General features: G+C 56.7%; 10 protein-coding genes and 1 pseudogene. 8 read left to right on the plus strand and 3 right to left on the minus strand.

Annotation, left to right across the window (positions count from 1 at the left end; all coding sequences use genetic code 11):
• Window positions 1–34: 34 nt before the first annotated feature.
• From ACR0NO_RS20350 to ACR0NO_RS20365, 4 genes are all read left to right on the plus strand, one after another.
• Window positions 35–1,408: a WecB/TagA/CpsF family glycosyltransferase gene (locus tag ACR0NO_RS20350; RefSeq protein WP_480725334.1), complete on the plus strand. Its 1,374-nt coding sequence runs from the start codon at window positions 35–37 to the stop codon at window positions 1,406–1,408.
• A gap of 20 nt (window positions 1,409–1,428) precedes the next feature.
• Window positions 1,429–2,310 carry a UTP--glucose-1-phosphate uridylyltransferase gene (locus ACR0NO_RS20355; protein WP_480725335.1) on the plus strand — a complete coding sequence of 294 codons (882 nt, stop codon included), beginning with the start codon at window positions 1,429–1,431 and terminating at the stop codon, window positions 2,308–2,310.
• A 101-nt stretch (window positions 2,311–2,411) separates the two neighbouring features.
• Window positions 2,412–2,918, plus strand: a complete 507-nt coding sequence (locus ACR0NO_RS20360) for a molybdopterin-dependent oxidoreductase (RefSeq protein ID WP_170678388.1) — start codon at window positions 2,412–2,414, stop codon at window positions 2,916–2,918.
• A gap of 45 nt (window positions 2,919–2,963) precedes the next feature.
• Window positions 2,964–5,501 carry an ATP-binding protein gene (locus ACR0NO_RS20365; RefSeq protein WP_480725337.1) on the plus strand — a complete coding sequence of 846 codons (2,538 nt, stop codon included), beginning with the start codon at window positions 2,964–2,966 and terminating at the stop codon, window positions 5,499–5,501.
• A gap of 1 nt (window position 5,502) precedes the next feature.
• Here the strand turns inward: ACR0NO_RS20365 and ACR0NO_RS20370 are convergent, their stop codons facing one another.
• The gene (locus tag ACR0NO_RS20370; protein WP_480725338.1) at window positions 5,503–6,732 is read right to left on the minus strand and encodes a polysaccharide biosynthesis/export family protein; all 1,230 of its coding nucleotides are present in this window, start codon (window positions 6,730–6,732) and stop codon (window positions 5,503–5,505) included.
• A gap of 196 nt (window positions 6,733–6,928) precedes the next feature.
• Between ACR0NO_RS20370 and ACR0NO_RS20375 the strand changes: the two genes are divergently transcribed.
• From ACR0NO_RS20375 to ACR0NO_RS20390, 4 genes are read left to right on the plus strand one after another with little or no spacing between them, the layout of a single operon-like run.
• The gene (locus tag ACR0NO_RS20375) at window positions 6,929–8,167 is read left to right on the plus strand and encodes an oligosaccharide flippase family protein (protein WP_480725340.1); all 1,239 of its coding nucleotides are present in this window, start codon (window positions 6,929–6,931) and stop codon (window positions 8,165–8,167) included.
• Window positions 8,164–9,078, plus strand: coding sequence for a glycosyltransferase family 2 protein (locus tag ACR0NO_RS20380; protein WP_480725342.1), 915 nt, complete (start codon window positions 8,164–8,166; stop codon window positions 9,076–9,078). Before ACR0NO_RS20375 ends, ACR0NO_RS20380 begins: the two co-directional genes overlap by 4 nt.
• Before the next feature lie 20 nt (window positions 9,079–9,098).
• On the plus strand, window positions 9,099–10,085 hold the full coding sequence (locus ACR0NO_RS20385) for a glycosyltransferase family 2 protein (protein WP_480725344.1): 987 nt from the start codon (window positions 9,099–9,101) through the stop codon (window positions 10,083–10,085).
• Between the two features lie 13 nt (window positions 10,086–10,098).
• Entirely contained in the window at window positions 10,099–11,010 is a 912-nt protein-coding gene (locus ACR0NO_RS20390; RefSeq protein WP_480725346.1) for a glycosyltransferase family 4 protein, read from the plus strand.
• A 316-nt stretch (window positions 11,011–11,326) separates the two neighbouring features.
• On the opposite strand, the gene ACR0NO_RS20395 is transcribed toward ACR0NO_RS20390, so the two are convergent.
• A complete protein-coding gene (locus tag ACR0NO_RS20395) occupies window positions 11,327–13,978 on the minus strand; it encodes an AsmA family protein (RefSeq protein ID WP_480725348.1) in 2,652 nt (883 codons plus the stop codon).
• Window positions 13,979–14,138: 160 nt separating this feature from the next.
• Window positions 14,139–14,238 (minus strand): annotated as a pseudogene (locus tag ACR0NO_RS20400) (IS5/IS1182 family transposase); the annotation flags it as partial.

Here is a 14,238-nt window from a genome sequence, read left to right on the forward strand (position 1 = left end):
AGCCAGAGAATGTCATCGTTGATCGGAGAGTTCCATGCAGTTCCTGTCAGTCCAAGATATGTACAAAGGCGCGCAGCCAACACCCATACCAGCTCTCGAAGAGACCGAGATTTTGGGTTTGCCAATTGTGAATGCCAAATCCGGACAGGTGATCTCAAAACTGCTGGATGGGACGCGCCGGACGGTATTTTTCCTAAACGCACATTGCGCAAACATACGGGCCCGTAACCATACCTATCGAGCAGCATTGGCCCGTGCAGATATGATCCTACCTGACGGGATTGGGGTAGAGGTCGCGGCAAAGTTGCAAGGTGTCCTGCTGGCCGAGAACCTGAACGGTACGGACTTTGTGCCCAAACTGCTGAAACGGGCGGCGCGTCTTGGGCAGTCGGTCTACCTGTTGGGGGGACGTCCCGGAACAGCTCAGGCAGCGGCGGCCCGGTTGCAGCATATGATCCCCGATTTGGCCGTGGCTGGTACGCGCGATGGTTATGAAGGTGCAGCGCGGGTTGATGAGGCGATCGACGATATCAACCAGTCCGGCGCAGACATCCTGTTGGTCGCGATGGGCGTCCCGCTGCAGGAGTTGTGGATTACGCGGAACCGTCACCGGCTTGACCCTCGCATCGCGCTGGGCGTGGGTGCTTTGTTTGATTTCCTGGCTGGCAACGTGCGCCGTGCACCGCGCATTGTTCGGCGCTTCCGGATGGAGTGGGCATGGCGGTTGGCGATGGAGCCGCGTCGCATGGCCCGCAGATATCTATTGGGCAATTTCGAATTCCTCGGGCGTGCCGCGCACAATTCTGTTCCCAAGGTCTCAGCATGTCGCCTGCTGGACCTCACTTTGGCGGTGGTCGCGCTGTCTCTTCTGGCCCTGCCCATGGCCGCAATCGCCACATTGGTGCGATTGGACAGCCGCGGCCCCGCCTTTTTTCGACAGACACGTATCGGTCGAAACGGGGTGCCCTTCACGATGTACAAGTTCCGCTCGATGACGTTGGACGCCGAGGCGCGGCGTGCGGACCTTCTCACCCATTCAGATCGTGAGGGCGTGTGTTTCAAAGCCAAAAAGGACCCGCGCGTTACCCGTGTCGGGAAGGTTCTGCGCCGGTTCTCGCTGGATGAACTGCCGCAAATCTTCAACGTGCTGAAAGGGAATATGTCGCTGGTCGGCCCGCGCCCGGCCCTGCCCGAAGAGGTTGCCGCCTATCCAGACCAAGCTCTAGAGCGCCTTCAGGTGCGTCCCGGTATCACCGGCCTCTGGCAGGTTTCGGGCCGCGCGGGTATTGGCTTCGACCGCATGATCGAACTGGATACGGCCTATGTCCGCGCCCGCTCGCCCCTTCTGAACCTATTTCTCATCGCATTGACCGCACGTGCCGTCGTGTCGGGCAGAGGCGCTTACTGATCAAACCTAGGAGCATTGAAATGACACGTATTCGCACAGCTGTATTCCCGGTCGCTGGTCTGGGCACAAGGTTTCTGCCGGCCACCAAATCGGTGACCAAGGAGATGTTGCCGCTGATCGACCGTCCCTTGATCCAATATGCGGTGGACGAGGCCCGTGCCGCCGGGATTGATGAATTCATCTTCATCACCTCAACCGGCCAATCCGCGCTGGAGACGTATTTCGGGCGGAACTCAGGGCTTGAGCGCAAACTGAAGGATGGCGGCAAAACCACCCTGCTGAACCGTTTGCGCAGCACGAACCTTGAGGATGAGACATACAGTTTTGTCCAACAAGACAGCCCGCGCGGTCTGGGCCACGCAGTCTCTCTGGCGCGTGACATTGTCGGTGATGAACCCTTCGCGGTGATCCTGCCGGATGATGTGATCCACGCGCAGCGCCCGGTCCTGGCGCAAATGGTCCAGAACTTTGAAGGCAGTCACATGATCGCAACCGAAGAAGTTGCATCCGACCGGATCAGTGCCTACGGCGTGGTCGATATCGCGCATAGGGCTGGGCGGGTGCAGCATCTGAAAGGGTTGGTCGAAAAACCCTCCACCGATCAGGCCCCGTCCGAGTTTGGCATTGTCGGGCGATATCTGCTGCACCCTTCGATCTTCGATCAGCTGGAAGGATTAGTACCCGGCGCGGGCAAGGAGATCCAACTGACCGATGCGATTGCGGCGGATATCGAAAGGACCGGATGCCACGGGTTCGCGTTTGAGGGAGAGCGCTTCGATTGTGGGTCGGTCGCCGGTTATCTTGAAGCAACCACCGTCTTTGCGTTGCAACGTGTGGAGTTGCGGGAGGGGTTCAAATCCATGTTGCATCAGCGCATGAACCTGCTGTCTGCAGCCGCATGAGACCTGCGCACCTATCCTTTCGGATAGGCGCGTATCCCCATGCCCATCTGTCGCTGTGGACCACTTTCTGGTTTCTTAAGGCCAAAGAAATGGAGACTAAGATGCGTCTGGTTTTTGCGATCCTCACAGCGGTGTTCACTTTTTGCCTGACGTCTGCGAAAGCCGAAGATTTGGCGACCCCGGCAGGAGAGGTCGTGCTGACCATTTCTGGCAATATCGCACAGACCGGGCCCGACGGGGCGGCGCAGTTCGATATGGAAATGTTGAAGGCGATGCCGCAGCGAAGTTTTGAAACATCGACGATCTGGACTGAAGGCGAGACCAGCTTTGTTGGCGTGCCCCTGTCTGTCTTGCTGGAACGGATCGGAGCAGAGGGCGAGACGATCCGGGCGACGGCGATCAACGACTACGCGGTTGAGATCCCTGTGGAGTCGATCTCGGCAAAGGACCCGATTGTCGCCTATGAGATGGACGGTGCAGCGATGTCCCGGCGACAGAAGGGTCCGCTTTGGATCGTATATCCCTATGACAGTGATACCAAGTACCAGACAGAGGTGATTTACTCTCGCAGTATTTGGCAACTCGACAGGTTGGAAATCGTTAAATAGCGTGGGGTTACAATTCGGTATGAAGTGGGCGATACGGGCCAGACATTGACAAGAAATTTCCAAAACCACTCGCGGCGCCGGTGGGCTTTCGGGCTCATCGGCATCGCCGTTCTGGGTGCCCTTGCTTTGGTTTTGTTGCTGTCCGCCAAGGTGATATCCGACCTGCGCGACCGGCAGTCAGCTCGGACAGATAACGTGCAATGGACGCTAACGCAGGTCGAGGTCGAGTTCCTGTTCTACCTCAACGCGCTTGAGGCGGGTGTATCGGATGCAGGGCCAAGTCTTGAAAACCTGGACCTTGTCCGCCGCCGTTTCGATCTTTTGTATAGTCGTATCGACATTCTTGACACCTCGCGTTTGTTTGAAACGCTGCGAAGTGACCCGAAATTCGCTGAACCTCTGAACGACGTCTCCGCCTATCTGAAGGCCTCGGTGCCTACAATCGACGCTGAGGACCCAGGCCTGATTGCTGGGCTGTCAAATCTCTATGACGGTGCGCAGGGGATCGCTCCGCGGGTGCGCGAACTTTCGGTCTCGGCGATCTCGTACTTTGCAAGCCAGTCGGATCAGCGCCGTGAGGAAACCGCGCTCAGCCTGTTTCAACTGGCCGTTTTGTCCGGTGGGTTATTTCTGACGCTGACTGCGGTCAGCGCATACCTCTTGGTGGTCAACCGCAAAGCTGATCGGCGGGGGCAGGCGATTCAGCAGGCAAACCAACGCATGAATACGATCCTTTCGACCTCATTGGATGCCGTGATCGTGGTGAACGCCGCCGGCACAGTGCTGGAGTTCAACGCGGCTGCACAAGCAATTTTCGGGTATTCCGAGGCAGAGGCCAAAGGGCATTCGATCGGTGAATTGATTGTGCCTTCGCATCTACGCGAGGCCCACAACCAAGGCATGGAGCGGATGCAGAGCGGAGGAGACCGCCACGTCGTCGGCAAAGGTCGCGTCCAGCTTGAGGCGATGCGCAAGAATGGTGAGGTCTTTCCCGTCGAACTTGCGTTGCAATCCGCCCAGGCCGGAGACGAGGAAATCGTAATCGGTTTCGTCCGCGATATCTCACAAAGCGTTGCGGATCAGAAAGAGCTTGTCTCGGCCCGCGACCGTGCCCTTGCCGGGGAAAAGGCCAAGTCGGATTTTCTGACTGTAATGAGCCATGAGATCAGAACCCCGTTAAACGGGCTGCTGGGCAACCTCACCCTTCTCAAGAATACACGCACGACTAAACAGCAGTCTCAGTTTGTCCGCAACATGGAGATATCGGGCCAGGTTCTGCAAAATCATGTGGATGCGGTGCTGGATATTGCTCGGTTCGAGGCCGGCAAGCTGTCAATCGCGCACGAGCCAACCGACCTGAACGCGATGCTGCAGGACCTGGTGGATGGTCAAAGCGGCAATGCGGCCTCGCGCGGCAACTCAATCTCTTGGCAATGGGTAGGAGGTGCCTATCCGCATGTCGCGACTGATGCGCAAAGGTTGCGGCAAATTCTGTTGAACCTTGTCGGTAATGCAATCAAGTTTACCGAAAATGGCCGTGTGTCGATCGAGGTCGAAAGATGTGAACCGGCAGATCAGAGTAAGGCACATGTCTACGAAGTGCGTGTGATCGACACCGGGGTTGGCATCGCCGATGATGAGATCGACGCCATTTTTGATGACTTCTACACCAGCGATCCCTCTATCGGTCGCACGGTCGGAGGAACTGGGCTTGGCCTGGGAATTGCCCGTAGGTTCGCGCAGGCCATGGGGGGCGAGGTCGGGGCGGAAAGCACATTGGGCGAAGGAAGCGTTTTTTGGCTGCGGATACCGTTACAGCCGTCAGCGCGCGACCAACTGCTAGAAGCTGCTCAGATCAATACCGAGACCGCTCTCCCGCTGAGCTTGTTGGTGGTCGAAGACAACGAGATCAACCTCGAGGTCATCTGCAACATGCTGGCGTTGGACGGTCACCGTGTAACTACGGCGGAGAACGGGAAGGTTGGCGTCGACAAGGCCAGCAGTCAGAGGTTCGACGCGATCCTGATGGATATCAGCATGCCGGTGATGGATGGGCCAACCGCCGTCCGCCATATTCGTAACGGTCAGGGGCGGTCGGCAGATGTACCGATTATCGCGGTGTCGGCCAATGTCCTGCCAGACGCGGTCGAGACCTTTCGCGCCGCCGGTATGACGGCTTTCATTGGCAAACCGATCTCGCTTGACGCCCTGCGCAAGGCTCTTTCGGTAGTTACGCGCACCGAAGCGCGGGTTTTGCAAAGCACGCAGCCTGACCCGTTGGCGGACCTGAAAGACAGCCTCGGGGCCGAGGTCTTTGCCCGTCTGTATGCCAAGTTTATTGCCGAAGGGGATGAGTTCGCTGAACAGCTCGAAACCGGGGCTTTTGACCAGTCAGATTTGACCCAAGTCGCTCAGGTTTGTCACAAACTGGCTGGCAGTGCAGCGACCTTCGGCGCGGAAGAGTTTCGAGAGGCTTTAATTGCGGTAGAGACTGCAGCCAAAGAACACAAAGACATCACTAACAAACTCGCTGCAGTCTCCACTGCTTGGGAGCGGGCGAAAGCATCGCCCGCTCGGGATTGAATTAGGGGGCTAGCAGTGCCGCTGCGCCGACGATACCAACCGCGCGGGCGACCTCGGTCAAGCCGGTCACTTTGCTGTCGTAGCAGGCAATCGCATCACCCGGCAGAACATAGGGGTCATAGTCATCCCGATCCCCACGTCGCAGCAGCTTTTCGATATTGCGTTCAATGACGATCGAGTTCCCGGTCATCGGGTTGCGGGTGAACAGGACCGCACTGCGATTGGCGTTGGTCGTCTTGGCCCCGCCGACGCAATTGGTATCGACTACGGCCTGCAGGTAGCGCGTGCCGTAAGGAACTTCACGTACGTCGCGTCCGATGGCCGACTCTGCGTTACCTGTGGCAGGTTGCGTAAGGTTGGACATATAAAGCGTCACGCCGGGCGGGCTGATCGGGCTGGGTCGCATCAAATCATCCTGGAAACACCCTCGGCTATTCACGACGATCTGATCCCCGGTCAGCAGCATGATGTCGGTCGGGTCCGAGCCTTCGAACACTCCGCGCAAGTCCATGCGATAGATCGTGCCCTGTCGGTGTAGCTCGACGGCTGACAGATCCGCATCAGGGCGCACACCTCCGGCAGCGCGAATGGCGACTGAGAGGTTGCGCGCCTCGGTCGAAGCACCCAGCACGCCCTGGCGCCCTCGATCCAGTGAGTCGCCTGGGATACCTCCGATCTCGACCGAGTGGGGCTCAAACACTGCGCCTTTCACGCCGACAGTGACCGAGGCGAAATCGCTGATGCGCGCCGTGACGCGCGGGGTACTGTCATAGAACTGTGCCGCCACTAGAACGCGGGCGACATCCCGCTCCACCTGCTCGGTCGTTCTGCCCTGTGCGCGCACGGGTGGCAGGTAGGGTAGCTTCAGATCGCCATCGCGGGACACAACATAGGTGTCGCTGAGAAGCTCATCCCTGTCGATGGTGATCTGCACCATGTCATTGCGCGAAAGCTTCTCGCCCAACAGCGGGCCAAGCGCGGGCTGAGACCATTTGGCAAACGCGTTTGAGCCCTGATCCCCAGTTTGAGGCATACAGGCGCGCCCATTCATATGTTCCGCTTGCAGCAAGGGCCCATTTGCCCGGCGTCGCGATGGAGCACGGTACTGCGCTTGATAACTGTCGCCTTTTGCGACGGGTTCGATGTTGCGCGGGGTTTTCATGCTGCTGCAACCCGACAGCGCAATCGCACTGACGGCTCCCAATACCAAAACTTTGAAATGTCGTGTCATTTTGAACTCTCCTGAACTGCGTCCACAGCTACAGCAGTGTCTTGATGTGCGTCAGACCGGCATCGGGATTGCCGCTTATCCCATTCGGATAGGTCGCTCGCCGGATGGTTCTTCCGGCTGTCCACCCGCGTCTGGGACAGGGATATCGCGGCCAACTAGAACTGATCCCAACACTGTTTTTTGGACATTTGGCGACATGACTCAGCGATTGGCACATTCCGGTTTTTTGCGGCACTTGCTGGCCTACGCGGTGTCCGAAGTGGCCGCAAAAGCCTCGCGTCTTGTGGTCGTTGTCGTCGTTGCCCGTAGCCTCAGCCCCGAGGCAATCGGTCTGGCTGCTGCTGCCCTTGCCGCGGGGGATATCCTCAAGGCGCTGACCGAGAACGGCGTGGGGCAGAGGATCATCCAAGCCCCGCAGGCCGAGTTGGAACAACGCTGCAACACCGCGTATTGCATCTTCTGGGTCTGGTGCGGGGCGCTGTTCTTGCTGCAACTGGCTATCGCTGCGTTCCTCTATGCGATAGGGCACGAAACCCTGGCGCTGCTGCTCGCCATTCTGGCGGGAGAGTACCTGTTCATGCCCGCCGGTCTAGTACAGGCCGCGCTTGCGATGCGTGAGGGCAAGCTGCAGCAGACCGCCGCCATTGCCGGAGGGCAGGTGGTTGGTGCGAATGTCATGGCGGCGCTACTGGCGCTGCTCTGGGCCGCGCCGCTGGCTTTGGTGCTGCCCCGCTTGCTGGCTGCTCCGATCTGGCTGGTCCTAATGCGCCGCCTCCGCCCTTGGGCGTCGGAAACCAAACAAGGATTTGCCGCCCTTCGCCCCTTTGTTGGGTTCGGCTGGGCCGTTCTGGGGGTCGAGATCGTCAAAGTTCTGCGTCTGCAGGCCGACAAGCTTGTCGTCGGCGCGATGCTGGGGGCCGAGAGCCTTGGCATCTACTTTATGGCTTTCAATGCTGGGCTCGGCCTGGCGACATCGTTCACGCAGGCCTTTTCAGTCGTTCTTTTCCCACATCTCTGCGCAGCCTCGGACAAAACCAAGGCGTTGCGTCACGGGCTCGGCACGTCCCTCCTGGTTCTGAGCCCGCTGGTTTTGCTGCAAGCCACCTTTGCGCCGATCTATGTGCCGCTGCTGCTGGGTGCTGAGTGGCAGCAGATTTCACCGGTGGTCTCGGTCTTGTGCCTTGCCGCATTGCCCAGCGTCATCTGGTCCGCCGTGGCCGGCTGGCTGCGGTCCGAGAACCGCGCGATCACCGAGCTACGAGTCAGCACGGCCCTTGCATTCGCTTTGATCCTCAACACCGCGATCATGGCGCCGTTCGGGCTGATGCCGCTGGCGATGGGATATCTGATGACCAGTGCTGCCCTCATGTTGATCGCCTCTTGGGTTCTGCTGCCTCGGGATCAAAAGACAACAGAGAGGTTCGGCTTCCAATGACCCGCTTTACCATCATCGTGCCGTTTCACACCGATGCGGACACAATTGCTGACACGTTGACCAGCATTCGCGCGCAAAGCTTCACGGAATGGGAGGCGATCTGCGTCGGCGATCGTCCCTCGAAGGCGTGCCTGTCCATTGTGCTGAATCACATTGCCCAAGACCACCGTATCCGGATCGCAAGCAGCCCCTTCGATGGCCCAAGTGCCGCCCGCAACTATGGGGCCGAACTGGCCAAGGGAGACATGCTGGCGTTCTGCGATGCAGACGATCTGTGGCACAAGGACAAGCTGGCGCAGCTGAACGAATCCTTCCAATCCTCTTCGACGGATGCGGTTTTTGGGCAGATCAGGTTCTTCGCCGATCAGCTCGAAGATTCTCAGACATGCTCGAGGGTTCCTAACGCACCACTGACCATTCAGGACCTGTTGGCTGAGAACCCGGTCTGCACCATGTCCAACCTTTCAATCCGTCGCGAGGTCTTTAACGCCGTTGGCGGGTTGGACGCGAGAACGGTGCATAACGAAGACTTGGAGCTGTTGATCCGCCTCGCAGGCGAAGGGTTCACCATCAAAGGGGTGGATCAATTTCAGGTCTGGTATCGCACCAGCGCCCGGGGCTTGTCCTCGGATTTGGCCGCCATGCGCGCTGGGCGGGCCTACGCGGTCAAAACAGCCGCATCATATGGCGTGTTCCCGTCGCGGTCGTCCGAGGCCGTCTATCTTCGCTATCTCGCCCGCCGGGCGTTGCGGTTAGGGCATCAGGGTCAGGCGCTGTCTTACACACGCAAAGGCTTGAGCCTTCATGCGCGCAGTTTTCTGCTGCCCCTGCGCCGAGGACTGCCTACCGCCGCAGGGGCCGCGCTGGCCCCGATCCTGCCGCAAGCGATCAAAAGCGCGTTGTTTTCTTAAGAATTCTGAAGGAGATCACCATGCCCACAGCATCCATCGTTGTACCCGCCTACAACGCCGAAGCAACCTTGGCCGAAACGCTCGCCTCACTGCAGGCGCAAACCTATGACGATTTCGAAATCATCATCGTCGATGACGGATCGCAGGACGCGACCGCCGGGATTGCCCGCACGCACCAATGCGACCCGCGCGTACGACTTGTCGGGCAAGCCAATCGCGGGCTGGCGGGGGCCAGAAATACCGGCATCGCTGCCGCGCGGGGTACGTTCATCGGCTTTTGCGACGCCGACGATCTGTGGATGCCCGAAAAGCTGGCGGCTCATATTCACCATCTCAAGGCCGAACCGGATGTGGGGGTTAGTTACTCTGGCAGTGCCTTGATCGACGAGGCGGGGTGCATGATGGGGATCAAACAAGCACCCCGCCTGAAGGATGTGACCGCAGCACATGCTCTGAACCGCAACCCAATCGGCAATGGATCGGCGGCCGTTATTCGAAAGACGGTGCTGGAGGCTCTGGCCTACCGCCCGAGCTTTGAAACCCAGCGGGATTGGGTCTTCGATGAGACATTCCGCCAGTCCGAAGATATCGAATGCTGGATGCGGTTGATGTTGAAGACCGATTGGCAGATCGAAGGTGTTCCGGGGCTTCTAACCCACTACCGGATCAACGCAGGCGGGCTTTCGGCGGCTTTGGATCGCCAGTTGGAGGCGTGGGAGCGGATGGTCGCGAAGCTGCGCCCGCTGAACCCTGAATTCTTTGCCCGGCACGAACCCTCGGCCCGTGCTTATCAGCTGCGCTATCTGGCGCGGCGGGCCATCACCAACCTCGATCAGGACACAGCTTGGGAGTTGTTTGCGCGCAGCGTCCAGGAAAGCCTCCGCCCGGTGTTTGAGGAACCTGTGAAAACGTTCAGCACTTTCGCCGCAGCCCTTGTGTTGAAAACGTTTGGACCCGGCCCGATCACCCGGCTGGGACAAATGAAATCCAAACTGCAATCGATCTGAGAGAGGGGTCATCATGGAACAGAAAAAGATCCTACACCTGGTAGACGACACCACAGCGGGTGGCGTGATGCGGATGCTCGACCATCTTTTGGCGCAATCAGATCTGTCCGGCGCGTTCGAGCAAAAGGTGTTGAAAGTCAAACGGACAGCATTTTCTTGGGGCAAACTGAATGCGGATGTCATCGTGTCCCACGTCGTACCAAGCTGGAGAAGCCTACCCGCATTCTCGGCGCTTCGCGCAATGCACCTGGACACTCGACTGGTCCATGTCGAACACAGTTACACCCGGGCATTCACCACCCTTAATGTCCCTTATAAACGTCGGTTTTTTGCGATGCTGCGTGTGATCTATTCCTTCTTTGATCAGGTGGTCGCCGTCAGCCATGCGCAGTCGGACTGGATGAAGGAACGACGCCTGGCTGCTTCGGAAAAACTGGCTGTCATTCCTCCGACCGTTGATCTTGAGCGCTTGTCACGCAACACGATGCCTCCCAAGTCAAAGACCACAATTGGCGCTATCGGGCGGCTCGAGCAGCAGAAAGGCTTCGACATCCTGATCCAAGGCTTTCGGTTAACCCGAACGCCGGGCGCGCGTTTGTTGATCTTTGGCGAAGGCAGTCAGCGTTTATACCTTGAGACACTGGCAGAGGGTGACCCGCGCATAGAATTTCGGGGCCACGCCGAGGACCCTGCAGAGGCCTATCAAGCCGTCGATATTGTTGCGATTCCGTCGCGTTGGGAGGCTTACGGACTTGTGCTGGACGAAGCGCTTGCCGCGAAGCGCAATGTGATCGCCAATAAAGTTGATGGGTTACGTGACCGTGAAGGAGATACGAGAGTTTCATTCTGCAACCTTGACCCTTATGATTGGCGACTTGCGATCAATAATTTTCTGCTTTCCAACACTATTGAGAAAAGCAGCTGAATCAAAATTTGACACTGGATCTTTTGCGTTTTTGCCGAGCCATTCGCTGCAAAATCAATTGTGATTTCAAAGAAATTGCCTGAGTCCAGCTTTGCGTTTTGTGCGCGAGCCTACTTAGCGCAGTACATTTTGGTGCCCTCTTTGGACTGCGAGCGGTCATTGCCTTGTGCTAAGTGGACGGCAGCTATGTCCGCATTGCAGACATTGGGCGTAATTAACTGAATGTCTGCACCGAGCCCAAAGCAGAAATTGCTCTTCGGAAGCAAAGTCTGCCTTTCTGAACCCTAGACTTGACTTCAACTGATCGCCTCCCCAACTACCGCAGTTGCAATATATCCGGAACGCATAGCTTTCTTTGTTCCGGCATTTTGTCTGCACCATCCGATCGTTTCAGTCGTTTCGGACCGTCTTTGACTTTAATCTTCGGTTTGGCTAGCGGGCCCTTCAAGGTCACGGGCCAGGGGCTCTTCGACAGAGGTTCGCCAATCTTACGGGGCTGCAGATTTAGGTCCAAAACCTTGCCCGCCACATCAACACCGCCAAAGACGACAACTTGGACCTGGTCTGTCTCCAATGTGGTTTGTTTCGTCGAAATACTCCCATTTGAGATACTAATCGGCGCACGCAAGCATACGATTGGAGCTACCTTTTGTTTCTCTTTGGTAAACACCCAAGGTAGCACCCCTAGCCCTGCCAGATCCAAAAGCTGGGTCTCGATCGAGCCATCACGCATTGAAACTGTGGCATTGCCGTTCATGCTGTTTGCAAAATGCTTCGGTGAATCGGTTCCTCCGGTCACCGAAAAATCTGCATAGATCGTACCGCTCGCACCTTTTTTGAAGTTCAGGTTGTGAAGAATATCATCCAGCTGCCAACCGCCCGCTTTGCCGGTCAACGTGAGTAGATGCGTGTCGTTCGAAAGATCCATCTGCCCGCTGACGTCGAAATGAGCACCTCCATATTCAAACTTCAAAGGTCCGGCCTTGAGCTCATTTTCGTTGAGCGTCAGTTCGCTCTGCAAACTGCTGATGCCCTTGGCTCCTTCGATGTGACGAAGGTCAACGTCGACATCCATATCCATACCAGACAAGAGAATTGAGCGCCCGATAGGTTTAAGCGTTACATCTCTTAACGCACCTTGGTCGCCCTCCTCTTCTTTCTTAGTTTCTTTCTCTTCCAGCTCTGGGCCGCCTAGTTTCCGCAATTGTGCGGCAGCCTGAACGATAGTTCGGATCTGATCTATCTTTATCAGGTCACTCTCAATGGAACCCTGCAGCACCGGGTCACTTGTTGCATCATCTAGATCGGCCAAAATCTGCAAAATAGAGTCGGCGACCTCAACATTGGCACTCGCGTTCCAATCGGTGCCTTCGCTAACGAGGTTGATTTCAAGGCGTGCCTGTCCGGTTTCGACGCGTTCAAGCGACAGGGCTTCCAAAAGGTCCGCTCCGGATGGGACTGCGACATCAATTGCCAAATCCAGATCCTTGAATTTGAGTACATTCTTGACAGTGCCATGCACCTCAAGTTTCCAGACGTCCGTATCGCTTGTCTTTCCATCCAAATTCGACAGCGAAAGCTGATTAATGTCGCCGTTCAAAAGGAAGTCACCGGAGAACCTGCCAAGCTGGTCGTCTGGGCCCAACAATTCTGGCGAGATCAAACTGCTTGCCGGTATGTCCATTAGGCCTTCTGCTGATATGCCTTGCAACTGAAGAGCGTCATCGACCGAACCGTTCAAAATGATAAATGGATTGGCAGGGTTCCCAATTCTAAGGTTGATGTTTCCGACTTTTAAGGCGCCTTCTGGTGTTCTGGAAAGCTCGGAGAACTTAATCGGGGGCGGGCCTTCGCCGGACGTGTCCAACGTGAAACCGTTGGTCTTAATGACCATATTTCGCTGCGGCACCCGACCGGGTACGCTGTCGATAACCATATCGACTGCGATAAGTTTAAGATCATATCGCGAGGCGGCTGGGGCTGGTTCCGCATCTTCTGGGTACAACCTAATTCGGGTTGTCAGCGATACGTCTTCCGGGTTCCCCAATTCTCCGATCTGCCCCGTCAGCGAAAGGCTTTGCCCGCCATCTAATTCCGCCAATACAGATAGGTCATCAATCCGTGCTACGCCGTCGACTGATGTAAACGTTGCGCCAATACTCCCTGTGCCTTCCAAAACGCGGCTCAGCTTCAGGATATCGAGAAGCTGGCCAAGTTCGGCAATCTCTACGGTCGTTGCCACTTGCAGACCGTTCTCTTGAGGGACTTCCTCGGCGACAATCGAAGTCTGTTCGAAGTTCACCGCCAACCGAAACGGGTCTTCCGTGGGGAATGTCGCGTTCAGATCAAACCTCTCTCCGTTCAGCGAACCGGCCCCGACTGCCGTCGCAACATCAGTTTCCGTATCACGCTTTAAGAGCAGCTCAGGAAGCTGCAGGTCCAACTCAAGTCCGTTTAAATTGTTTTTGTAAAGAATGGCGATATCAGTCAGATCAATTTTGCGGTCCGTTAGAATTCCCGCCAACAGCGGTGTCGGGGATTTTGTAGGTTTCCCGACTTCAGTTTCCGTTTGGGAAATAGACTGCCAGTTTCCGATGCCATCTTTGTCCGTGATCAGGTTCAAGTGAACACCCGAGAGCGAAAGACCACTCAGTGAGATTTTACTGTTCCAGAGGTCGCGTGCGGAAACTTCAAACTCAATCTCATCGATTGCCGCAAGGTTCACACCAGCATTCCGAGAACCGGGTAGTTCCAGCCCTGCCGCTGACACCCGCAACTGCCGACCAATACCCAGACGCACTTCATCTTCAATACTAACCTCCTGGCCAAGTTTCTTAGAGATCAGATTTTCGACGAAAGTAGTTCTGACCGAGGAAAAAAACGCAGAAGACAGGAAAAACCAAGCTGCAAACACTGCGACAAACGCGACAGCGCAACAAATCAAAATACCTTTTGCAACGTATCGCACGTTCTTCTCCTATAATTTCGATTCATCCAATGGGAAGCCTAGACCATTTAATCATTTAGTTAATGGAATATATGTGGTCGGTAGATGATCTAAATTCCGAATGAACTTGACTATATTGCTGATATTCTAGCGTGTTTTGTCGAACCGCCAGGTTCAGGCCTCATAGCCAATAGATAACGAGTGCTGCGAGGGCGATTGCTGACAGGAAGACCTTTGGGCACCTGTCGTAGCGGGTTGCCACAGGCCGCCAATCCTTCAAC

This window comes from Ruegeria sp. CL3 (assembly GCF_056536505.1).